The organism is Rhizorhabdus wittichii (assembly GCF_017607425.1).
GTDB lineage: Bacteria > Pseudomonadota > Alphaproteobacteria > Sphingomonadales > Sphingomonadaceae > Rhizorhabdus > Rhizorhabdus wittichii.
In genome coordinates this window covers 4,456,263-4,476,122 of record NZ_CP059319.1, presented here as the reverse complement: position 1 = coordinate 4,476,122, position 19,860 = coordinate 4,456,263, and the positions used below count along the sequence as shown (strand labels likewise).

18 protein-coding genes are annotated in these 19,860 nt (G+C 69.5%); 11 read left to right on the top strand and 7 right to left on the bottom strand.

Annotated features, from left to right (window positions below; translation table 11 throughout):
- Positions 1-49 precede the first annotated feature (49 nt).
- The 3 genes from HRJ34_RS21550 (at position 50) to HRJ34_RS21540 (ending at position 3,197) form a co-directional block, all read left to right on the top strand.
- A complete protein-coding gene (locus HRJ34_RS21550; RefSeq protein WP_208634407.1) occupies positions 50-784 on the top strand; it encodes a 16S rRNA (uracil(1498)-N(3))-methyltransferase in 735 nt (244 codons plus the stop codon).
- A 41-nt stretch (positions 785-825) separates the two neighbouring features.
- Positions 826-2,196: a glutamate--cysteine ligase gene (locus HRJ34_RS21545; RefSeq protein WP_012048580.1), complete on the top strand. Its 1,371-nt coding sequence runs from the start codon at positions 826-828 to the stop codon at positions 2,194-2,196.
- Between the two features lie 458 nt (positions 2,197-2,654).
- Complete coding sequence (locus HRJ34_RS21540) at positions 2,655-3,197, top strand: CAP domain-containing protein (RefSeq protein WP_012048581.1); 543 nt, start codon at positions 2,655-2,657, stop codon at positions 3,195-3,197.
- Between the two features lie 121 nt (positions 3,198-3,318).
- Here HRJ34_RS21540 and HRJ34_RS21535 read toward each other — a convergent pair whose 3' ends face one another.
- Entirely contained in the window at positions 3,319-3,816 is a 498-nt protein-coding gene (locus HRJ34_RS21535) for a PEP-CTERM sorting domain-containing protein (RefSeq protein WP_012048582.1), read from the bottom strand.
- A gap of 224 nt (positions 3,817-4,040) precedes the next feature.
- Between HRJ34_RS21535 and xrtV the strand changes: the two genes are divergently transcribed.
- Positions 4,041-4,973 (top strand): exosortase V, encoded by a 933-nt coding sequence (gene xrtV / locus HRJ34_RS21530; RefSeq protein ID WP_226948889.1) that lies wholly within the window; start codon positions 4,041-4,043, stop codon positions 4,971-4,973.
- Positions 4,970-5,716 (top strand): exosortase-associated protein EpsI, V-type, encoded by a 747-nt coding sequence (epsI, locus tag HRJ34_RS21525; protein ID WP_012048584.1) that lies wholly within the window; start codon positions 4,970-4,972, stop codon positions 5,714-5,716. Before xrtV ends, epsI begins: the two co-directional genes overlap by 4 nt.
- Before the next feature lie 8 nt (positions 5,717-5,724).
- On the opposite strand, the gene HRJ34_RS21520 is transcribed toward epsI, so the two are convergent.
- Positions 5,725-5,994 (bottom strand): XrtV sorting system accessory protein, encoded by a 270-nt coding sequence (locus HRJ34_RS21520; protein ID WP_012048585.1) that lies wholly within the window; start codon positions 5,992-5,994, stop codon positions 5,725-5,727.
- Positions 5,995-6,137: 143 nt separating this feature from the next.
- Between HRJ34_RS21520 and HRJ34_RS21515 the strand changes: the two genes are divergently transcribed.
- Positions 6,138-6,965 (top strand): SurA N-terminal domain-containing protein, encoded by an 828-nt coding sequence (locus HRJ34_RS21515; protein WP_226948888.1) that lies wholly within the window; start codon positions 6,138-6,140, stop codon positions 6,963-6,965.
- Positions 6,966-7,219: 254 nt separating this feature from the next.
- Here HRJ34_RS21515 and HRJ34_RS21510 read toward each other — a convergent pair whose 3' ends face one another.
- Both HRJ34_RS21510 and HRJ34_RS21505 read right to left on the bottom strand, forming a co-directional pair.
- Positions 7,220-8,686 carry an undecaprenyl-phosphate glucose phosphotransferase gene (locus HRJ34_RS21510; RefSeq protein ID WP_030092468.1) on the bottom strand — a complete coding sequence of 489 codons (1,467 nt, stop codon included), beginning with the start codon at positions 8,684-8,686 and terminating at the stop codon, positions 7,220-7,222.
- Entirely contained in the window at positions 8,680-10,269 is a 1,590-nt protein-coding gene (locus tag HRJ34_RS21505) for a tetratricopeptide repeat protein (RefSeq protein WP_226948887.1), read from the bottom strand. The genes HRJ34_RS21510 and HRJ34_RS21505 overlap by 7 nt, the downstream gene beginning before the upstream one ends.
- A gap of 96 nt (positions 10,270-10,365) precedes the next feature.
- Here HRJ34_RS21505 and HRJ34_RS21500 point away from each other — a divergent pair, with 96 nt between their 5' ends.
- Both HRJ34_RS21500 and HRJ34_RS21495 read left to right on the top strand, forming a co-directional pair.
- Positions 10,366-11,355: a glycosyltransferase family 2 protein gene (locus tag HRJ34_RS21500; protein WP_208632359.1), complete on the top strand. Its 990-nt coding sequence runs from the start codon at positions 10,366-10,368 to the stop codon at positions 11,353-11,355.
- On the top strand, positions 11,352-12,494 hold the full coding sequence (locus HRJ34_RS21495; protein ID WP_208632358.1) for a glycosyltransferase: 1,143 nt from the start codon (positions 11,352-11,354) through the stop codon (positions 12,492-12,494). Before HRJ34_RS21500 ends, HRJ34_RS21495 begins: the two co-directional genes overlap by 4 nt.
- Before the next feature lie 4 nt (positions 12,495-12,498).
- Here HRJ34_RS21495 and HRJ34_RS21490 read toward each other — a convergent pair whose 3' ends face one another.
- Positions 12,499-14,052 (bottom strand): hypothetical protein, encoded by a 1,554-nt coding sequence (locus tag HRJ34_RS21490; RefSeq protein ID WP_016744601.1) that lies wholly within the window; start codon positions 14,050-14,052, stop codon positions 12,499-12,501.
- A gap of 64 nt (positions 14,053-14,116) precedes the next feature.
- Here HRJ34_RS21490 and HRJ34_RS21485 point away from each other — a divergent pair, with 64 nt between their 5' ends.
- Positions 14,117-15,154, top strand: coding sequence for a glycosyltransferase (locus HRJ34_RS21485; protein WP_226948886.1), 1,038 nt, complete (start codon positions 14,117-14,119; stop codon positions 15,152-15,154).
- On the opposite strand, the gene HRJ34_RS21480 is transcribed toward HRJ34_RS21485, so the two are convergent.
- A complete protein-coding gene (locus HRJ34_RS21480; RefSeq protein WP_226948885.1) occupies positions 15,151-16,512 on the bottom strand; it encodes an oligosaccharide flippase family protein in 1,362 nt (453 codons plus the stop codon). The genes HRJ34_RS21485 and HRJ34_RS21480 overlap by 4 nt on opposite strands.
- Before the next feature lie 132 nt (positions 16,513-16,644).
- Here HRJ34_RS21480 and HRJ34_RS29295 point away from each other — a divergent pair, with 132 nt between their 5' ends.
- On the top strand, positions 16,645-16,845 hold the full coding sequence (locus tag HRJ34_RS29295; RefSeq protein ID WP_016744604.1) for a hypothetical protein: 201 nt from the start codon (positions 16,645-16,647) through the stop codon (positions 16,843-16,845).
- Positions 16,842-18,293: a GMC oxidoreductase gene (locus HRJ34_RS21475; protein WP_016744605.1), complete on the top strand. Its 1,452-nt coding sequence runs from the start codon at positions 16,842-16,844 to the stop codon at positions 18,291-18,293. Before HRJ34_RS29295 ends, HRJ34_RS21475 begins: the two co-directional genes overlap by 4 nt.
- A gap of 6 nt (positions 18,294-18,299) precedes the next feature.
- Here HRJ34_RS21475 and HRJ34_RS21470 read toward each other — a convergent pair whose 3' ends face one another.
- Complete coding sequence (locus tag HRJ34_RS21470; RefSeq protein ID WP_208632355.1) at positions 18,300-19,805, bottom strand: hypothetical protein; 1,506 nt, start codon at positions 19,803-19,805, stop codon at positions 18,300-18,302.
- Positions 19,806-19,860 lie beyond the last annotated feature (55 nt).

Here is a 19,860-nt window from a genome sequence, read left to right as displayed (position 1 = left end):
AAAGCCACGCCTTCGGAAGTCCCATGGCCCAGACCCTGCCCAGACCCCCATCTACCCCCCCGCCAGCCTGACCCGCCTGTTCGTCGAAACCCCGCTCGCCGCCGGCCTCGCGCTGACCATCGACGGCGGGCAGGCGCATTATCTGTCGACGGTGATGCGGTTGAAGGCGGGCGACGCGATCGCGCTGTTCGACGACATGAGCGGCGAATGGCGCGCGGTGATCGAGCAGGTCGGCAAGCGCGCCGTCGCCGTCCGCGTCGAGCAGCGGATGCGCGAGCGCGAGGCGGTGCCCGACCTGTGGCTGGTCGCCGCGCCGATCAAGAAGGGCCGGATCGACTGGGTCGCGGAGAAGGCGTGCGAGCTGGGCGTCGCGCGCTGGCGGCCGGTGATCACCCGGCGCACCATCGTCGACCGGTTGAACCTCGACCGGCTGCGCGCGCACATGATCGAGGCGGCCGAGCAGTGCGAGCGCACCGCGCTGCCGATCCTCGACGAGCCGGTGAAGCTGAGCGCGATGCTGCGCGACTGGCCCGCCGACCGGGCGCTGATCTTCGCCGACGAGGAAGGCGGCATGCCGATGGCCGAGGCGGTGAAGCCCGGCCCGGCGGCGATCCTGATCGGCCCCGAAGGCGGCTTCACCGACGAGGAGCGCGCCGCGATCCGGGCGGTGCCGCAGGCGATCGGCGTGTCGCTCGGCCCGCGCATCCTGCGCGCCGATACGGCGATGGCGGCGGCGGTCGCGCTGTGGATGGGACTGGCCGGCGACTGGCGCTCCGGACAATAATCAAACTAGCAACGTACCGATCGGTCCGCTATGGGCGCGCGATGAGCACGCGCAAGGCCTCCGATGGCGAAGATCCCCTGATCGAATCCCGCGAGGACCTGCTGTCGGTCTTCGTCGGCGGCGAAAAGCCCAAGGATCGATGGCGGATCGGGACCGAGCACGAGAAATTCGTGTTCTTCGAGGATTCGCACCGCGCCCCCTCCTATGAGGAGCGCGGCGGCATCCACGCGCTGCTGATCGGGCTGACCAAATATGGCTGGCGCCCGGTCTACGAGGGCGAGAACATCATCGCGCTCGAAGGCGAGGACGGCAATGTCAGCCTGGAGCCGGCGGGCCAGTTCGAGCTGTCGGGCGCCCCGCTCGACAATCTCCACCAGACCTGCGCCGAGACCGGCCGCCACCTCGAACAGGTCAAGGCGATCGGCGAGAAGCTCGGCATCGGCTATCTCGGGCTCGGCCTGTGGCCCGACAAGCGCCGCGACGAGCTGCCGATCATGCCCAAGGGCCGCTACGACATCATGCTGCGCCACATGCCGCGCGTCGGCACGATGGGGCTCGACATGATGCTGCGCACCTGCACCGTCCAGACCAACCTCGACTATGCGAGCGAGGCGGACATGGTGCGCAAATTCCGCCTCAGCCTGGCGCTGCAACCGCTGGCGACCGCGCTGTTCGCCAACTCGCCCTTCCTGGAGGGCAAGCCCAACGGCTTCCTCAGCTATCGCAGCCACATCTGGACCGACACCGATCCGCACCGCACCGGCATGCTGCCGTTCGTGTTCGAGGACGGCTTCGGCTATGAACGCTACGCCGACTACATGCTCGACGTGCCGATGTATTTCGCCTTCCGCGACGGCTATGTCGACGCGGCCGGGCTCAGCTTCCGCGACTTCATGGACGGCAAGCTGCCGGTGCTGCCGGGCGAGCGGCCGACGATCGGCGACTGGCAGGACCATCTGTCGACCGCCTTCCCCGAGGTCCGGCTCAAGAGCTTCCTCGAGATGCGCGGCGCCGACGGCGGGCCGCACGACCGGATCTGCGCGCTGCCGGCCTTCTGGGTCGGCCTGCTCTACGACGACGGTGCGCTCGACGCCGCCTGGGACCTGGTCAAGCACTGGACGATCGAGGACCATCACCGCATCCGCGCCGACGTGCCGAAGCTCGGCCTGCGCGCCGCCGGACCGCGCGGGCGCAGCCTGCTCGACCTCGCGAAGATCGTGCTCGACATCGCGGCGGACGGGCTGAAGGCGCGCGCCCGGCTGAACGGCGCGGGCGACGACGAGCGCGGCTTCCTCACCCCGCTGCGCGAGATCGTCGCGAGCGGCAAGACGCCGGCCGAGCGGCTGCTCGATCTCTATCATGGCGCCTGGGGCGGCGACATCAGCCACGTCTATCGCGACGCCCGCTTCTGATCGGCCAAGCGTGACGCCGCTGCAACAGTCGGCGCAATAAAGCCACCGCCCGTCCGCTTTTCGGCGCGACGGCGCGTGCGCGCTGGCACATCGGAAAATGTTGCGGTAGGAAGCCGTGCTGCGTCGGCAGGAGACACCCGCAACGGGGCTCGTCGCGGGAGAGAAATGCACCGGTGAAAGTCCGGTACGGCGTGCAAGACGTGGTGGCTGCGGTAAAATCGAGGGCAAGGCCTTGCCTGTCCCGAGCCGGGGGATCCGGCCCGCAGCTCCACCGCCCCATCCCTTTCCCTGATTGGTGAAGATCGCGTCAACCCTGCCGAGAATCCCCTGCGTTTCCGCGAAAAATACCCTGCGGCCGCGACGCAGGATGCTGAAGATCGCGATCACCAATCTCCCCAACCCGCCGGCAAGACCTGCCGCGCCACCATGGCGCCGATCGGATCGACCGGAGGAGCGGCATGGATTTCGGCTGGGGCAGGACGAAGGTGGCGAAGCTGGCGGGCGCGCTCGCCCTGGCGGCCGCGACTCCGTTCGTGCAGGGCGCGACCGGCATCGACAATCATTTCGAGGAGCGGCTGCTCGCCGGCCATAATCGCGAGCGGGCGATGCTGGGCATCCCGCCGCTGGCCTGGAACGAGCTGCTGGCGCGCGACGCCCGCCTCTATGCCGCGCGGCTCACCCGCGTCGGCTATCTCGTCCACAGCGAGGACGACCCCGCCGAGACCGATCCGCAGGGCGAGAATCTGTGGGCCGGCACGCGCGGCTATTACGGCCCCGAGCAGATGGTCGGCCTGTGGGTCGACGAGAAGACGGACTTCAAGGCCGGCGTCTTCCCGAACAACAGCCTGAGCGGCGACCTCGACAATGTCGCGCATTACACCCAGGTCGTCTGGCGCTCCTCGCGCGCGGTCGGCTGCGCGCTGGCGCATGGCCGCGTCGACGACTTCCTGGTCTGCCGCTACAGCGAGGGCGGCAACGTCATCGGTGAAGTGCCGTTTTGAAGATGACGTCATCCCGGCGAAAGCCGGGATCTCCCTTTTCTTCTTCTGCCTCGCCCACGATGAAGCGTTCAAGGCAGGGAGATTCCGGCTTTCGCCGGAATGACGGGAGAGGGTGGTCGGATTAGCCCTTCACGGGCTCCTCAGGCTCAACCCCATTCTTCCGGTACGTCACCCGCGCCACGCCGCCGATCAGCGCGAAGCCGAGCATGAGCTGGACCCAGGTCGACGGCTCGGGCACGCCCGGGGACGGGGGATTGGGGTTGCCGGTGCTCGGCGGCACGAAGATGCGCGGCGTCAGCGGGACCGCGACGTCGGGCGGCGGCGCCTCGGCCACCTGCAGCGGCGTCGTCTCGACCGGAACCGGGGTCACCGGCGGCAGGTCCGACAGCGCGAAGGGGGTGACGGTCGGGCACGGCGTCTCGGCCGACGCGACCTGGACGCCCTCGGGGGCCGCGCGGACGCGGGTCTTGGGCTTGGCATATTGGCGCGGCTGGGTCGCCTTGTGGACCGCATCGCGGACCTGCGGCACCCCCAGGCTCAAGGCCGTGGTTCCCGCCACCGGACAGACACAGGTCATCAGCAGCTTGGCCGCCTTGGACGCAACAGCTTCCTTCAACATGCAGAACTACCCCGATACTCCCCCGGCGCCATAAAGCGCATCGCTTCCAATAGCATATTTTCGGATCAAGTCCAAAATCGGGGTGGTAAACATGTGCAACTTCCGCCCGACGACGCCACCCCGCGCCATCCAACGACTGTTCCGCCACGCGGCGATCCGCTATGGGCAAGCTTGGCGCATCGGCGACGTCGATGCCCGGAACATGGTTGAGATGGCGTGAATCCTTGAGCAGACCTGTGGGGGACATGACGGAAAGCCGGCCGGTGGGGGACAATGGCCGCTACGGACTGGCCGATCTGCTGCCGCTGCTCGCCTTCGTGCGCCGCTTCTGGCCGCTCGCGATCGGCGTCGCCGCGGTGGTCGGGCCGACGCTCTACGGCGTCGCCACCCAGAACTGGACCACCGAGCAGGGGGCGCACGGCCCGATCGTGCTGGCGACCGCGCTGTGGCTGTTCTGGCGCCGCTGGGGCGAGGTGCGCTCGCTCGCGCACCCCGGCGACACGCGGCTCGCGGCGCTCGCCTATCTGGTCGTCGCGCCGCTCTACATGGTCGCGCGGATCATCAACGTCATCGAGGTCGAAGGCTTCATGATGTACGGCCTGCTGCTGATCACCGCCTATTGGCTGATCGGCTGGCAGCCGCTGCGCGCGATGTGGTTCCCGGTCTTCTACATGCTGTTCATCTTCCCGCCGCCCGACACGGTGGTGGCGATGGTCACCCAGCCGCTCAAGATCGGCATCTCGCAGACGGCGATCGACCTGCTCCACGGCCTCGGCTATCCGATCGCCGGGTCGGGGGTGATGATCATCATCGGCCAGTACCAGCTCCTGATCGCGGCGGCCTGCGCGGGGCTCAACTCGCTGATCAGCCTGTCGGCGATCGGCCTGTTCTACGTCTATATCCGGCACAATGCGAACTGGCGCTACGCGCTGCTGCTGATGCTCGCCATCGTGCCGGTCGCGATCCTCGCCAACTTCATCCGGGTGCTCGCGCTGATCCTCATCACCCATTATCTCGGCGACGAGGCGGCGCAGGGCTTCCTCCACACCTTCTCGGGCATCACCATGTTCCTGTTCTCGGTCCTCGGCATCTTCGCGGTCGACGCGCTGGCGTCGCCGCTGCGCCGCCGGCTGGCGCGCGGGGGCGGCGGACGATGAGCGACGACACCGACGACCGCCGCCTGCTGTCGCGGCGCGCGTTGATCGCGGGCGGACTGCTGACCGGCGCGGGGGTCGTCGCCAATGCCCGGCGGCCCGACATCCCCTTCCGCATGATCAAGGAAGCGAAGCTCAACCCGCTCTTCCCCTGGACGATCGGCGACTGGGAATATCAGACGAGCAGCGGCCTGGTGCTGCCGCCGCCCGACCAGATGAGCGACCGGCTCTACAACGCGATCATCACCCGCTATTACGCGTCGCCCACCCAGCTCCCGGTCATGCTCCTGGTCGCCTATAACGGCATCCAGGACGGCATGCTGCAGGTCCACCGGCCAGAGGTCTGCTATCCGGCGGCGGGCTATGCGATCGAGCATGAGCGGCTGATCGCCCTCGACGCGGGCGGCGGGGTCGAGGTGCCCGGCCATTATCTCGCCGCGCGCAGCGTCAGCCGCCACGAGCAGCTCATCTACTGGACACGGATCGGCAACGACTTCCCGACCCAGTGGTGGCAGCAGCACTGGGCGGTGGCGAAGGAGAATCTGAAGGGGCGGGTGCCCGACGGCATGCTGATCCGCTTCTCGACCGCGGCGCCCGACGACAAGACCGCGATCCTGACGCTCAAGCGCTTCCTGAAGCCCTTCTTCGCCTCGCTCTCCCCCACCGCGCGGCGGCTGGTGCTGGGCGAGGCCGGCGCGCCGGGGCTGAAGGACCAGATTCTTTCGAGCCAGCCGAAATCGCGCTGACGCCTATCCTAACCGCGTGGCTTGTCGAGCGGGCGCAGCACGACGTGGACGAAGGCGAGCGTGCCGACGATCACCGCGACGGCGATGAGGTGATAGACCAGCCCGCCGCCCGCCACCGCCTTGTTGCCGAAATAATTGGCGACCGCGCAGCCCGCCGACGCCGCCAGATAGTGCAGCATCGAATCCCGGGGAGGCTCGTCACCGGTCGATCGCTGCAGGAAAAGCACCACCAGGCCGGCGAAGATCGCGACGGTGACCCAATCGTAAACTGTTTCCAACTATGCAGCCCTCCCGCGGTCCATGAGCCATACAGGCTTGTCGCCGGGGCTGGCAATCATGTAGCACAGGAACGACGATCGGTGTTCCACAGGCGTCGGGGGAATTGGAAGTGAAGGTAAAAGCTGCACTTTTGGGCGGCGCGATGGCCGCGGCCCTGCTGGTTTCCGGCTGCCACAAGGAGCCGAAGGGCCAGATATTGGCCATCGTCAACGGCGAGGAAATCTCGCTGCAGGAGCTCAATGCCGAGCTGCAGGGCACGCGCATCCCGGATTCGGTCGACCGCGACAAGCTGCGCAAGCAGGTGCTGCAGCGGCTGATCGACCGCAAGCTGATCGTCCAGAAGGCGCGCGAGCAGGGTCTCGACAAGACCCCCGAATATGTCACCCAGCAGCGCCGGCTCGAGGAGAATCTCCTCGTCACGATGCTGGGCCAGAAGATCGCGTCGACGGTGCCGATGCCCGACGATCGCGACATCACCCAATATATCGCCGACAACCCGACCCAGTTCGCGAGCCGCCAGCGGCTGTTGCTCGACCAGATCCAGTTCGCGGCGCCGAAGGACCCCAAGCAGCTCCTGACGCTGCGTGACGCGCACACGCTGGAGGCGCTGGCGACCGGCATCCAGAAGCTCGGCCTCGGCATGTCGCGCGGCAAGGGCGTGATCGATACCGGCCGGCTCGATCCGGCGCTGGTCAAGGTGATCAACCAGCTTCCGCCGGGCGAGCCCTTCGTGCTGCCGTCGAACGGCCAATATGTCGCGAGCGTCATCGTCGGCCGCGACGCGACCCCGACGCCGACGCCGATCGCGCGCCAGGCCGCCGCCGAGATGGTCCGCCGCAAGGAGCTGGTCGCCGAGAGCAAGGCGCAGGTCGCCCGCGCCCGTACGAGCGCCGAGATTCAGTATCAGCCCGGCTACGAACCGGACAAGTCGGCGATCAAGGCCTCGCAGGCGAAGAAGACTGCTAAATAGCAGCCTTCTTCGCCTTCATTTGTTGGCCTCAGGCGCCGGCGTGCGCATCCGCGCACTTGGCTATCCTCGCATAAGCTCGGGCGCGCGGTCGCGCTTGCGGAGCCCTGTCGGGCTCCGACACAGACCTCATGCGGCAGAACGGGACGCGCCAGCGTCCCGCAAGGCCGAACGGCCGCCCGAGCTTATGCGAGGATAGCCAAGGCGGACGGACGTCCGCCGCCCGGCGCTTGAGGGCCAAACAAAAAACAACTCCGTCAATACACATCCCTGTCCCAGACCAGCCGCCACACCGTCTCCAGGATGATCCTGAGGTCGAGCATCAGCGACCAGTTCTCGATATAATACATGTCATATTCGACGCGCCGCTTGGCGCGCTCGACCGTCGCGATCTCGCCGCGCAGGCCGCGCACCTGCGCCAGGCCGGTGATGCCGGGCTTGACCCGGTGCCGCGCCGCATAGCCGCGCACCGCCTCGAAATAATAATCGTCGCCGACCTTCATCCGCGTCGCGTGCGCGCGCGGGCCGACGATCGACATCTCGCCGGTCACGACGTTGAACAGCTGGGGCAGCTCGTCGATCGACAAGCGGCGGATGATGCGGCCGACCGGCGTCACCCGGCTGTCGCCGCGCACCGTCCGCTCGGCGCCGCTCTCGTCCTGCCGGTCGACATGCATCGACCGGAATTTGAGCACGTTGATCTTGACGTTGTTGAAACCGAACCGCTCCTGCCGGAACAGCACCGGCCCCCGGCTGGTGAGCTTGATCGCGATCGCGGTCAGCAGCATCAGCGGCGAGAACAGGATCAGGCCGACGATCGCCACCGCCCGGTCCTCCATCGCCTTGAGGATGCGGTTGAAGTCGCGCATCGGCCGCTGCCACAACGCGAACAGCGGCAGCGATCCGATGAAGCGCATCGAATATTGCTGCGACAGGTCGAGCGCCTCGCGCGGCATCAGGCAGATGTCGACCGACACGCGCTGCAGCGCCTCGGTGATCTGGTCGAGCCGGGCCTGGCTGATCATCGGCAGCGCGATGATCACCATGTCGACGTCGCCCTGGGCGATGCGATAGACCAGCGCGTCGAGCGATCCGATGAAGGGCACCGGCCAGGGTCCGTCGCGTTCGATCCGCGTGGTCCGGTCGTCGGCGATGCCGAGGACCGTGACATAGGGCAATCGTTCGAGGTCGAGCAGCCGCAACACCCGTTCCGAGCTGGCGAGGTCGGCGCCGTAGATGACGATGCGCTGGCCGATATGGCCCGCCTGCACCAGATACCAGACCAGCTTGCGGACCACGAAGCGGCTGACGAACAGCAGCGCGGCGGTGAGCCCGAGATAGCAGAGCGCGAGGCCGGAGGAGAAGGGCTTGGCCTGGCCGAGCTGCCAGATCGTCGCGAACACCAGCAGCGCGGCGAGGAGGAATTCGAACGCCACCGCCTGGTCGCTGTCGCCGCCCCGTCCCATCGGATGCGCATAGCTGTTCCGCGACAGGCGGATCAGGAAGAAGTTGACCCCGACCAGCACCGCCACGTTGACATGCTGCTCGATGAAGTAGCGCGGGCCGAGGATCAGCTCATAGGCGAGCGGCGCCAGCAACGAGCCGAGCAGCAGGCACAGCAAGTCGACCCCCAGGATGATCGTCGCGATCACATTGGAGGTGAAGCGATATTTGCGCGACCGGAGTTCCGTCGGCGGCGCCTGCCCCTCGCTCACGTTCAGCATGCCGCGCCCGTCCTGCCACAAGTCGAGGGGGCTTGCCCAGCGGCACGCGCGGCGCGCCGGTTTTCGAGCGTCCGGCGCAGCTTCAGCCCGCCCGGCACCTGCTCGAGCCCCTCCATCACCTCCGCGACGCAGGCGGCGTCGCCGCGCGACAGGCACAGCTCCCCGCGAATCCGCCAGCCGTCGCGCGACCGGGGATTCTCGCGGGTGAAGCGGCGGGCGATGTCGAGCGCCATCGGCCCGCGCCGGGTCCGCAGCAGATGATCGACATAGGCCTGGAGCATATCGCCGTCGTCGGACAGCTCCTTCATCGCATTGGCATAGGCGCCGTCGGCGAGCACCGTCTCGCCGCGGCGGACATAGATGTCGGCCAGCGCGACGCGGCCTTCCGCCATGCGTGGATTGTCGCTGGTCAGGAGCTGGGCGTCGCGCAGCGCGCCAGCAAGGTCGCCCGCCGCCGTCGCCACCCGCACCCGCATCAGCAGCGCGCGGGGATTGCTCTTGTCGAAGCGCAGCACGCGGTCGACCAGCGCCAGCGCCGCCGGCCCCCGGCCCAGCCCCGACAGCGCGCCGGCATAGAGGACGTCGGCCTCGACCCCGGCGGCGGTGACGTCCTTGCCGTCGACGAAGGGGCGCAGCACCGCCTCCGCCTCGGCAAAGCGCCGCTGGTCGAGCAGCAGGTGGCCGAGCGCGATCTTCATCGCCCTGTCGCCGGTCCGGTCGACGAAGCGCCGGACCCCTTCGATGTCGATCCGGTCGCTGCCGACCTCGTTCCACAGGTCGACGATCCGCTGCTGGATCGCGGCGTCGCCGCGATGGCGCCGCAGCAGCCGCGCGAGCAGTTCGAGCGCGCGGCCGGGCCGGCCATGCTCGTAGAGCATCCGGGCATATTCGAAGCGCAGGTCGGCATTGTCCGGCTGCAGCGCGAACAGCCGGGCGAAGGTCCGCGCCACGTGGGGGAAGTCGTCCTGGGTGCCGTAGAGATCGAGCAGGGTCATCAGCTTGGCGGCCGATTCGCCGTCGGCCGCGATCGCCTTTTCGAGCTCGGCGATCGCCCCGTCGCGGTCGCCGTCCAGGGTGAGGACGCGGGCGCGCAGGATCTTGCCGCCTTCATTGGCCGGATCGATCGCCAGCATCCGGTCGGCGGTCGCGCGGGCGGCGGGCAGGTCGTGCCGCGCCGCCGCGACCGATCCCTTGACCAGCAGCATGCGCAGCGAGCGCGGCTGCTTCTCCAGAATCTGCTCGGCCAGCCGCTCGGCATCGTCATAGGAGCCGCCCGAATAGGATAGCTCGGCCATCGCCTGGATCGCCTCGGCATCGTTCGGGTCGAGCTCGACCAGCCGGGCATAGGCCTCATAGGCTTCGAGCAGCCGTCCGCTCGCCAGCTCGACCCGCGCCAGCCGCGCCCAATATTCGGGGATGTCGTCCTGCGCGGCCAGCGCGCGCTTGATCTCGATCCGCGCGGAGGTGAAATCGCGCCGGGCATAATAGACGTCGTAGCGCGCCGCCGCCTTCGACGCCTTCTCCTCGGCCGAGCCGCAGGCGACCAGCATCAGCAGCGCCGCCGCCGCGATGAAGCGTGCCAAGCCCGAAGCCATCTCTTGCCAGCCGTCCCTTTCCGCCCGATGACGGGCAGCCAGAACCCATCGGGGTCGCACGATCAATAGGGCAAAGTGTAAAACATGGCCTTTCCTGATGTCGCCGTGCCCGATATCGCCGTGGTCGTGATCGGTCGTAACGAAGGCGAGCGCCTCGACCATTGCCTGCGCTCGGTCGCGGGCCTGCGGACCGTCTATGTCGATTCGGGGTCGAGCGACGGCAGCGCCGATCGCGCGCGGGCGGCGGGGGCCGAGGTGATCGAGCTCGACGCGGCCGGCGGTTTCTCGGCGGCGCGCGGGCGCAATGCCGGAATCGAGCGGCTGCTCGCCGATCCGGCGGTCGTCCATGTCCAGCTGCTCGACGGCGATACCCGGCTCGATCCTGGCTGGCTGGCGGCCGGCAAGGCCGCGCTCGACGCCGATCCGGCGCTCGGCGCGGTGTTCGGGCGGCTGCGCGAGCAGGATGCCGGGCGATCGATCTACCGCTGGCTGTGCGACCTCGAATGGGCCGTCCCGCCCGGCCCGGCCGAGGCGTTCGGCGGCAATGTGCTGGCGCGCGCGGCGGCGCTGCGCGACGCCGGCCGCTACCGGACGGAGATGATCGCGGGCGAGGACCCCGATTATGCGCTGCGCATGCGCGGGCGCGGCTGGGGCCTGCTGTCGCTCGCCGCGCCGATGGGCATCCACGATTCGGGGATCGACCACTTCGGCCCCTGGTGGCGGCGGACGATCCGCGCGGGCCGGGGCTTCGCCGCGCTGGCGGCGCTGCACCCGGACGCGCCCGGCTATGCGCGTGGCCGCGCCCGCATCCTGTTCTGGGCGGGCGTGGTTCCCCTGATCGCGATCGCCGGGCTGGCGCTGGGAATCGCCGCCGATCGCCGCTGGCTGTTGCTGGCGCTCGCGGCGCTGCTGCTCGTCGCGACGCAGACCGTCCGCGTCACCGCGCGCGAAAGCCGCCGCCACGGGCCGCTGCGCGCCTTCGCGCTGTCGCTGTTCCTGGCGATCGGCAAATATGCCGAGATGATCGGGCTGCTGCGCCATCATCGCGACCGGCGGCGCGGGCGGACGCCATGACCGACCTGATCGCCTGGCTGATCGTCGCGCTGCCGGCGGTCGCGACGCTGGTGCTGGCGATCGAGCTGGCGGCGGCGCAGGCATCGCTCCGCCCGCCGCCCGCGCCGCGCGACGATCCGCGCATCGCGATCGTCATCCCCGCGCATGACGAGGCGGCCGGAATCGCCGCCGCCGTCACCGCCGCGCGCGCCGCCGCGCCGCCCGGCGCCCGGCTGCTCGTCGTCGCCGACAATTGCGCCGACGACACCGCCGCCCGCGCCCGTGCCGCCGGGGCGGAGGCGATCGAACGCGACGACCCCGACCGGCGCGGCAAGGGCTTCGCGCTCGCCTTCGCCCGCGACCATCTCGCCGCCGACCCGCCCGATGTCGTCGTCGTCGTCGACGCCGACTGCACGGTGGCGGACGACGGCATCGCCCGGCTGGCCGCCGCCGTCCAGGCGCAAGGCCGGCCGGTCCAGTCGACCTATCTGATGCGGCCCGCCCCCGATCGGGGAACGCTGGTCGCGCTGTCGGGCTTCGCCTTCCTCGTCCGCAACCTCGTCCGGCAGCGGGGCCTCGCCCGGCTCGGCGCGCCAGCGCTGCTGACCGGATCGGGCATGGCCTTTCCCTGGGCGGCCTTCGCCGCCGCCCCGCTCGCCACCGACGACCTCGCCGAGGACCTGGCGATCGGCATCGCCCTGACGCGGCAGGGCTTCCCTCCCGCCTTCCTGCCGCAGGTCGCGACCTGGTCGGACCCGGCGCGGCGCGACGCCACCCGCGCCCAGCGGACGCGCTGGGAGCAGGGCTTCCTCCGCACCGCGCGCGCCGCCGCCCTGCCGCTGATCGCCGCCGGGGGCTGGCCGCTCGCGTGGCTCGGCCTCCACCTGCTGGTGCCGCCGCTGGCGCTGCTCGTCGCCATCGACGGCGCGGTGCTGGCGCTGCTCGCCCTGCTGGGATCGCCCGCGCCCTTCGCGCTGCTGGCGACGCTGCTCGGCGCGACGGGCGCGCTGCTGCTGCTCTGCTGGTGGCGGTTCGGGCGCGACCAGCTGTCGGCGGGCCGGCTGCTGCTGATCCCCCTCTATGTGCTGTGGAAGCTGCCGCTCTACGCCGCCGCCGCGCTGCGACCCGAGCGGCGCTGGATCAGGACCGACCGCGACTGACCGGTCAGCGCTTCAGCCGCTCGATCGCTTCCAACACCGCCCGCCGCTTGGGCGTCTCGCTGAGCGGCTGACCGCTATATTCGGTCATGCCGAAGGCGGCGTTGCTCCCCGCCGAGCCGCTCGACGCGAGCAGCATCAGCATGTCGCCGAACTGGCGATCCCAGGCGTCGAGATATTTGCGATAGCTGTCGGCCATGCGCGGGTCGCGGTTGAGGCGCGGGACGAGCGTCGCGTCCTTGCCCGAATAGGTGATGTGCTGACCGCCCTCATAGCCGAGGAAGCGCAGGCCGCGCGCATCGGCCATCTGCTTGGCCCTGAGCGCGGGCACGAAGGTTTCCTGGACCATCCCGTCGAGCTTCGCGAACAGCGGCCCGAGGTCGCTGGTGTCGGCCGGCGGTTCGAGCAGCAGCGCCTGCCCGAAATAGGGCGCCATCGCGAGGGCATCGAGATGCGACGCGGTATCCTGATAGTCGAGCGCGATCGTCATCAGCTCGGGCCAGGCATTCTGGCCCGACAATATCCGGACGATGCGCGGCATCTGCCCGGCGAACACCTTCTCCCAGATCTTGAAGGACTGGGTGACCTTCTGGGCATAGCGCCGCATCCGCGCCTCGTCGCGGTTGCTGCCGAGCTTGGCGCGCTCGCCTTCCGCCAGCGCCTGCCGCGCGGCCGGGAAGCTCATGTTCCAGATCTCGTTGCCGATCTCGACATAGGCGGTCCGGCCGGGAGCGAGATGATCGCGGACATAGGTCGCGAAGCGCTCCATCGCCGCGTCGTCGGTGTTCCACGGCATCACGAACCAGGGATCGACCTGCGCCTCGTTCGCGAGCAGGACGAGATTTTCCATGGCGACGCCCTGCGCGCCGCCCTGGATAGTCGAGCTCGGCAGGGTACGCTGCGCCCAGTTCCCCGCGACATTGCCGTTCGCCGCCTGCCAGTCGAGATAACGGATCGCCTTGTACGGCCGCAGCCCGTCGACGAAGGCGCGGTCGAACACCGCCTTGCGGTCGGCCCCCGCCTCGCGGCAATCGATATGGCGGACGGGATCGGCGGGATCGGTCGTGTCGAGGCGGATCAGCGTCTTGGTCCCCGCCGGCCAGGTGAAGTCGAAGCGGCCCGGCGACGCCTTGCCGTCCTTGATCCCGATGCCGCCGAGCACCCCCTTGCCGTCGTAGAGGCAGGTGATCGCGACGTCGCCGCGATAGGCGGCGGCCGGCCGGACGAGCGCCATCGCGGCGATCTCGCCGGGCGCCAGCGAGCGGATGGTGCTCTCCTGGTCGATCCGGGCGGGGTCGAAGTCCTTCCAGCCATTGTGCGGGGCCTGCCATATGCCGCCGGCCGCGAGGTTCATGAAGGCGCGCTCGTTGCTCCAATAGGCCGGATAGCTGAGATTGAGGCCGAAGGCGGTCGGCCTGTGCGGCACCGGCGCGGCCTGCGTCGCCGCCTGCGCGGGGGCGGAGAAGGAATTGCCCTCCTCTGGACGGTTGACCTTCGCGATCAGGACACACAGCATGATCGCCGCGACCGGAACGACAATTCGGACGATCCACTGCTTCATCGTCAACCGCGCCCGTCCCCGTCTCCGATCCCTGGGCTTTATGGGCGGGGTGCCGAAAAGGAAAGTGCAGACTCTCATGCTATGGACGGTGGCGGCCCCCTTCTTCACCGCCGGCGACGAAGGCGACCGCTGGCTCGACGATCTGGTCGACGCCCCCGCCCACCGCTTCCTGAAGATCCCGGCCGCCCCCGCGCGCGGCGGCGACTGGCACCGGCGCGCGATGCGGGCGACGCCGGTCGGCCAATGGCTGCGCCACTGGCGGCAATCGGCCCGGGCGCTGGCGCAGGGGGACGGGGTGGTGACCGTCTTTCCCCAACTCGCCCTGACCGCCGCGATCCAGCGCCGGATCGGGCGGCGCGACGTGCCGATCGTCGCCTGGTGCTTCAACATCGGCCGCTTCCCCACCGGGTGGAAAAGACGCGTCGCGCGCTTCTTCCTGCGGTCGGTCGACATGTTCGTCGTCCACAGCCGGGGCGAGCTCGCCCTGCTGCGCGACCGGCTGATGATCGATGAGGCCCGGATATGCTTCGTGCCGCTCCAGCGCGCCGCCATCCCCCTGCTGGCGGACGAGGAGGCGGACGCGCCGTTCGCGCTCGCCATGGGATCGGCCAACCGCGACTATGCGACGCTGTACGAGGCGTGCCGCCGCACCGGCCTGCCGCTGACGCTGGTCGCCGCGCGCCATGCCCTGCCGGCCGAACCGCCGCCGCCGAACGTCACGTTGCGGAGCAATCTCGATCCCGCCGCCTGCCTGCGCCTCGCCCAGCAGGCGCGTGTCTCGATCGTCCCGCTCGCCGACGTCGCCGCCGCGTCGGGCCAGATCACCATGGTCGAGGCGATGCGGATGGGCCGGCCGCTGATCGTCACCGACGCCATCGGCAGCCGCGACTATGTCGTCGACGGCGCGACCGGCCTGCTGGTCCCGCCGCGCGATCCGGCGGCGCTGGCGGCGGCGATGCGGCGACTGTGGGACGACGCGGCGCTGCGGACCCGCCTGGCCGACGCGGCCCGGCGCTTCGCCGGGGAGAGCCTGTCCGACGAAGCCGCCGCCGCCACGCTCGCCCGCATCCTCGACGCGGTCGCCGCGCGGCGTAAGGGCTAACCGATCGCCGCCAGCCCAGCCGCGACGACATTGCGCGCAAACAGCCAGCTCAACGCGGCGCCCGGCAGCAACGCGGCGACCAGCGCCGCATAATAGAGGCCGTGCTGCCGCAGCCGGAAAAGCCCCTGCCGGCGCAGCAGCGCGATGCTGTAGAGCAGCGCGCCGAGTTCGGCGACGGTCAGCGCCAGCGGCAGCGCCAGCGCGCCGAGCGGCCGGAAGAAGGCCGCGATCCACAGCAGGAACAGGCCGAAGCGCAGCAGGTTCGCGTGCAGGATCGGCGAACTCCGCCCCATCGCCACCACCGTCTGGATATTGGCGAAGCTGTCGAGGTCGAAGCCGACCCGCAGCAGCAGCACGGTGAAGTAGATCCAGCCATATTCGTAGCGGTGGTCGAACAATATCCCGAACAGCGCCGGCGCGGCGCCCATCCCGAAGCCGATCCCGGCGAAGAGCAGCAGGAACTGGCGTTGGCGGGCGGCGTAGAAGACCGCCGCCAGCCGATCGGGCCCTTCGCGCCAGGCCCGCGACACCAGCGGAAAGAAGTAGCGCTCGACATAGTTGCGCCCGAAGGGCTGGGCGGCGAGGGCGAGGTTGGAGGGCAGGATATAGGCGCCGAAGCCGGCCATGCTGAACAGCCGCGCGAACAGGAATTTGTCCGACTGGGTGAGCAGCAGGGTCAGCAGGCTCGACGGCAGCACCCATCGCGAAAAACCCATCAGCTCCGCCGCGGAGCCCCGGTCCCAGGCGAGCCGCGAGCCGCCCTCGATCATCCGCAGGGTGAGCAGCATCCGCACGATCGCCCCGACATAGAGCCCGACGAGCAGCGCGCGATAATCGGGCATCACCAGCGACAGAGCGAGGTTGAAGGCGACCTGCACCGCCAGCGCGCCGAGTTCGATCAGGCAGACGGCCCGCACCCGCCCCTCGCGCTGCGCGAGCAGCAGCGTCATCGGGCAGAGCGCGTTCACCAGGAACAGCGGCGCCATCGCCGCGATCGGCGGCGCCAGTTCGGGCTTTTCGAGGAACAGCGCGACCGGCCAGGCGGCGAGCAGCATCGCCAGCGACAACAGGCCCGACTGGCCGAGCCGGATCGTCCAGAGAACGTCGAGCAGCCGGCGGTCGCCGCCGCGCCGGTGTCGGACGACGAAGTCGAGGAAGCCCAGGTCCGACATCATCGTCAGCGTCACCATGATCGAGACGATGATGCCGACAACGCCGAACGCGCCCGGATCGAGCAGCCGGGTGAGGACGATGTTGCCGCCCAGCCGCAGCACCAGCGTCGCGGCGGTGAAGACGAATACCGTCGTCCCCGCCTCGTCGCGCATCAGGCGCGCCATGGCCGCGAAAGGCCTAGCCACCGGGCCCGTCGCCGTGGCGCGGTCGACGATCGGCTATGGGCAAAAGCAGATTGCAGGCTAACATCGCTTCACCCCTTCCCGCAGCCAGCCTATGCGTGTGTAGGGTTCCAGGCCGGCTTGGAAAGTGGAAAGATGCCGAACGACGACAGCCCTTCGCTTTCCATCGATCGCCGCCTTGCCCTGGCCGGCGCGATGCTGATGGTCGCCCTCCCCCTCGACCGCGCGGCAGCCGCCGGCCCCGTCGACACGCTGCCGCCCCGGGACGACGACGAATTCCTGATGATCGACGGCTGGGTCCTGCGCCGCGACGACCTGGACCGTCACGGCGGATGATCATCGACTTCAACAGCGAGACGCAGCGGATCGACGACCGCGTCTACGACGTGGCGATCGCGGGCGGCGGCCCGGCGGGGATCAGCATCGCGCTGGCGCTGGCGGCGGCGGGCCGGTCGGTCGCGCTGATCGAAGGCGGCGGGCTCGACTTCAGCGAAGCCTCGCAGGCGAGCTATCAAGGCAGCCAGTCGGGCGCCGCCTACGGCCCGCTCGACGGCACGCGCCTGCGCTATCTCGGCGGCACATCGAACCACTGGACGGGCCGCTGCGGCGCGTTCGATCCGATCGATTTCGCGCCGCGCCGCAACCGCATCCTCCCCGGCTGGCCGATCGGGCGCGACGAGGTCTACCGCTTCGGAACGCAGGCGCGGGCCATCCTCGACCTGCCCCGGCCGCCGTTCCGGGCCACGCGGGCGACGCCGCTGCCCAGCAAATATTTCCGCCTGACCGAATTCGCGATGAGCCCGCCGACCCGCTTCCTCGGCAAATATCGCGAGCGGCTGCGCGCGGACCGGCGGATCGACTGCTACATCAACGCCAACCTCGTCCGGATCGGCGCGAACCGGAGCGGCGGCCATGTCGACGGCTATGACGTCCGCAACTATCGCGGCGTCCGCCGCCGGCTGCGCGCGCATCGCTACGTGCTGGCGCTCGGGGCGATCGAGAATGCCCGCATGCTGCTCAATGCGGACGATGTCGTGCCGACCGGCCTCGGCAACGGCTCCGGCATGGTCGGGCGCTGCTTCATGGAGCATCTCGACGTCAATCTCGGCAGCTTCGTGACGACCGACGAGCGCTTCTGGCGCGCCGGGCCGGTGGGCTTCAACCCCTCGGTGGCGCTGATGCGGCAGCAGGGGATCAGCAACGGCATCGTCTCGCTGACGCCGTCGATCAAGCCACGCTATTACGGCCGGGCGGCTTTCCTGCGCGAGCTGATCAGCGGACCGGGCTGTCGGATCAATCCCGACTGGACCCGCAAGATCACCGGCTCCTATTGCCCCGGCGACAATATCGTCACGTCGATGATCGAGCAGATCGCCAATCCCGAGAGCCGGGTCAGGCTGACCGGAGACCGCGACGCGTTCGGCCTGCGCCGGATCGACCTCCACTGGTCGATCCACCGCAACGACATCGCGACGATCGAGACGCTGGCGCGCGAGGTCGCCCGGGATCTCGCCCGCATGGACATCGCCCGGATGAAGATCGCGCCCGAGGTGCTCGGCCGCAGGATCACCAGCTTCGGGGTCCAGTCGCACCATATGGGCACGACCCGCATGTCGGCCGACCCGCGCTTCGGCGTGGTCGATGCGCGGCAGAAGGTGCACGGCATCGACAATCTCTACGTCGCGGGGTCGAGCGTCTATCCAACCGGCGGCGCGATCAATCCGACCTTCACCCTGGTGGCGATGTCGCTGCGGCTGGCCGATCACCTGGCGACGACGGCGTAGCGCCGCTCAGCGCAGCGCCGGCAACCTCTCGCCCTCGATATCGGGCAATGTCGCGACCAGCGGGGCGGGCTTCGCCGCCTTGCGCGCGGCGTCATGGGCGCGGGCGACCTCGAAGCGCAGCGCGATCAGCAGGGCGGCGACGACGAAGCTCAGCTGCATCGGCGCGGCCCAGCTGCTCAGCAGCGCGAGCGAGACGAGCAGCGCCGCCTGGATCGCGACCAGCGCCTGGGCGAGCAGCAATTGCTCGCGGTCGGGCCGCATCCGCCGGATCGCCGGATAGTGGAGGAAGGTGGAGAGCAGGAAGACGAGGAACGGGACCAGCGACGCCACCCCGCCCTGGACGACGATCGCCAGATAGGTGTTGACGAGATCGACGATGCCCTGCCCCTGGATGAAGGCGTCGAGCAGCCCCTGCTGGATCGCCTCGCGATAGCCGAACCACACGCCATGGCCGAGCGCGCGGGGAACCCCGGTGACGAGTTCGAGCCGGTAGAGGGTCGACAGGCGCGCGTCGTCATGCCCCAGGATCGGCAGGGTGGTGATGACGATCACCCCCGCCAGCGGCATCAGCAGCGCGAGCATGTACCGCCCGCGCAGCAACTGGAAGACCATGATCCCCACCGCGATCGCGACCATCCCCGATCGCGAGAGCGTCGCGGCCAGCCCGAGCAGCGTGGCGATGCCCAGCGCCAGCATCGGCCCGGAGCGCCCGCGCGCCTGATAGAGCGCCCAGGCCGCGGTCGCCGCGAGGCCGAGCATGGCGCCGCCCGTCAGCGGATGGGCATAGGGGCCATAGGCCCGGGCGATGCCGCCGCGCTGGAGCCAGGTGGTCGGCATGTCGATCGTCCACAGGTCGCCCTTGACCCAGGCGATCCCCGCATAGAGCGGCCAGTGGCGCACGGTCTCGAAGATGCACAGCAGGCTCGCCGCCGCCGCGCCGAACAGCAGCAGGCGCAGCACCAGTTCGGGCCGGGCGATCCTGACCCGCGAGAGGACATGGTAGGTCAGCATATAGGGGATGAAATAGTTCACCACGTTGCGCGCCATGCCGCTCGGCGGCGCCCGCAGCGAGACGCAGACGCAGAAGACCAGCAGGAAACCGAGCAGATAGAGGTCGGTCATCACGAAGCGCCGGCGCTGGTGATGCTCGGGATGGAGCAGATAGCCGGCGAACAGCGCGCCGGCGAAGGACAGGAAGGGGGTGAGCGGGGCGATATAGGCCCCCGCCACCGCGAGCAGCGATCCCGCCGCCGGCGCCCAGAAGAAGAAGAACAGATAGGTGGCCGCGATCGGCACCCGCTTGTCGAAGCTGGCGACCATCACCAGCAGGAATCCGATCTGGGTCAGCAGCATCGGCGCCGCGCTCACCGCCAGGCAGGCCATCAGCCCGCCGCCGATCACCAGCCGCGCGACATAGCCCTTCTCCCACCGCTGGCGGACGAGCATCGTCGCCGGCAGGGTGGCCAGGCCCAGCAGGACGCAGATCACGACGGCGTTCTTCCAAAGAAACATCGACCACCATCGCCCGAGGAAACGCGCTCCCTCATCTCGTCCTTCGCGCCCCAGG

Bases quoted from the DNA above. Each gene is read 5' to 3' on its own strand.
- HRJ34_RS21545 (WP_012048580.1), top strand. From the start codon at position 826: ATGAGCACGCGCAAGGCCTCCGATGGCGAAGATCCCCTGATCGAATCC.
- HRJ34_RS21540 (WP_012048581.1), top strand. From the start codon at position 2,655: ATGGATTTCGGCTGGGGCAGGACGAAGGTGGCGAAGCTGGCGGGCGCG.
- HRJ34_RS21535 (WP_012048582.1), bottom strand. From the start codon at position 3,816: ATGTTGAAGGAAGCTGTTGCGTCCAAGGCGGCCAAGCTGCTGATGACC.
- epsI (WP_012048584.1), top strand. From the start codon at position 4,970: ATGAGCGACGACACCGACGACCGCCGCCTGCTGTCGCGGCGCGCGTTG.
- HRJ34_RS21515 (WP_226948888.1), top strand. From the start codon at position 6,138: ATGGCCGCGGCCCTGCTGGTTTCCGGCTGCCACAAGGAGCCGAAGGGC.
- HRJ34_RS21510 (WP_030092468.1), bottom strand. From the start codon at position 8,686: ATGCTGAACGTGAGCGAGGGGCAGGCGCCGCCGACGGAACTCCGGTCG.
- HRJ34_RS21500 (WP_208632359.1), top strand. From the start codon at position 10,366: ATGGCCTTTCCTGATGTCGCCGTGCCCGATATCGCCGTGGTCGTGATC.
- HRJ34_RS21495 (WP_208632358.1), top strand. From the start codon at position 11,352: ATGACCGACCTGATCGCCTGGCTGATCGTCGCGCTGCCGGCGGTCGCG.
- HRJ34_RS21490 (WP_016744601.1), bottom strand. From the start codon at position 14,052: ATGAAGCAGTGGATCGTCCGAATTGTCGTTCCGGTCGCGGCGATCATG.
- HRJ34_RS29295 (WP_016744604.1), top strand. From the start codon at position 16,645: ATGCCGAACGACGACAGCCCTTCGCTTTCCATCGATCGCCGCCTTGCC.
- HRJ34_RS21475 (WP_016744605.1), top strand. From the start codon at position 16,842: ATGATCATCGACTTCAACAGCGAGACGCAGCGGATCGACGACCGCGTC.
- HRJ34_RS21470 (WP_208632355.1), bottom strand. From the start codon at position 19,805: ATGTTTCTTTGGAAGAACGCCGTCGTGATCTGCGTCCTGCTGGGCCTG.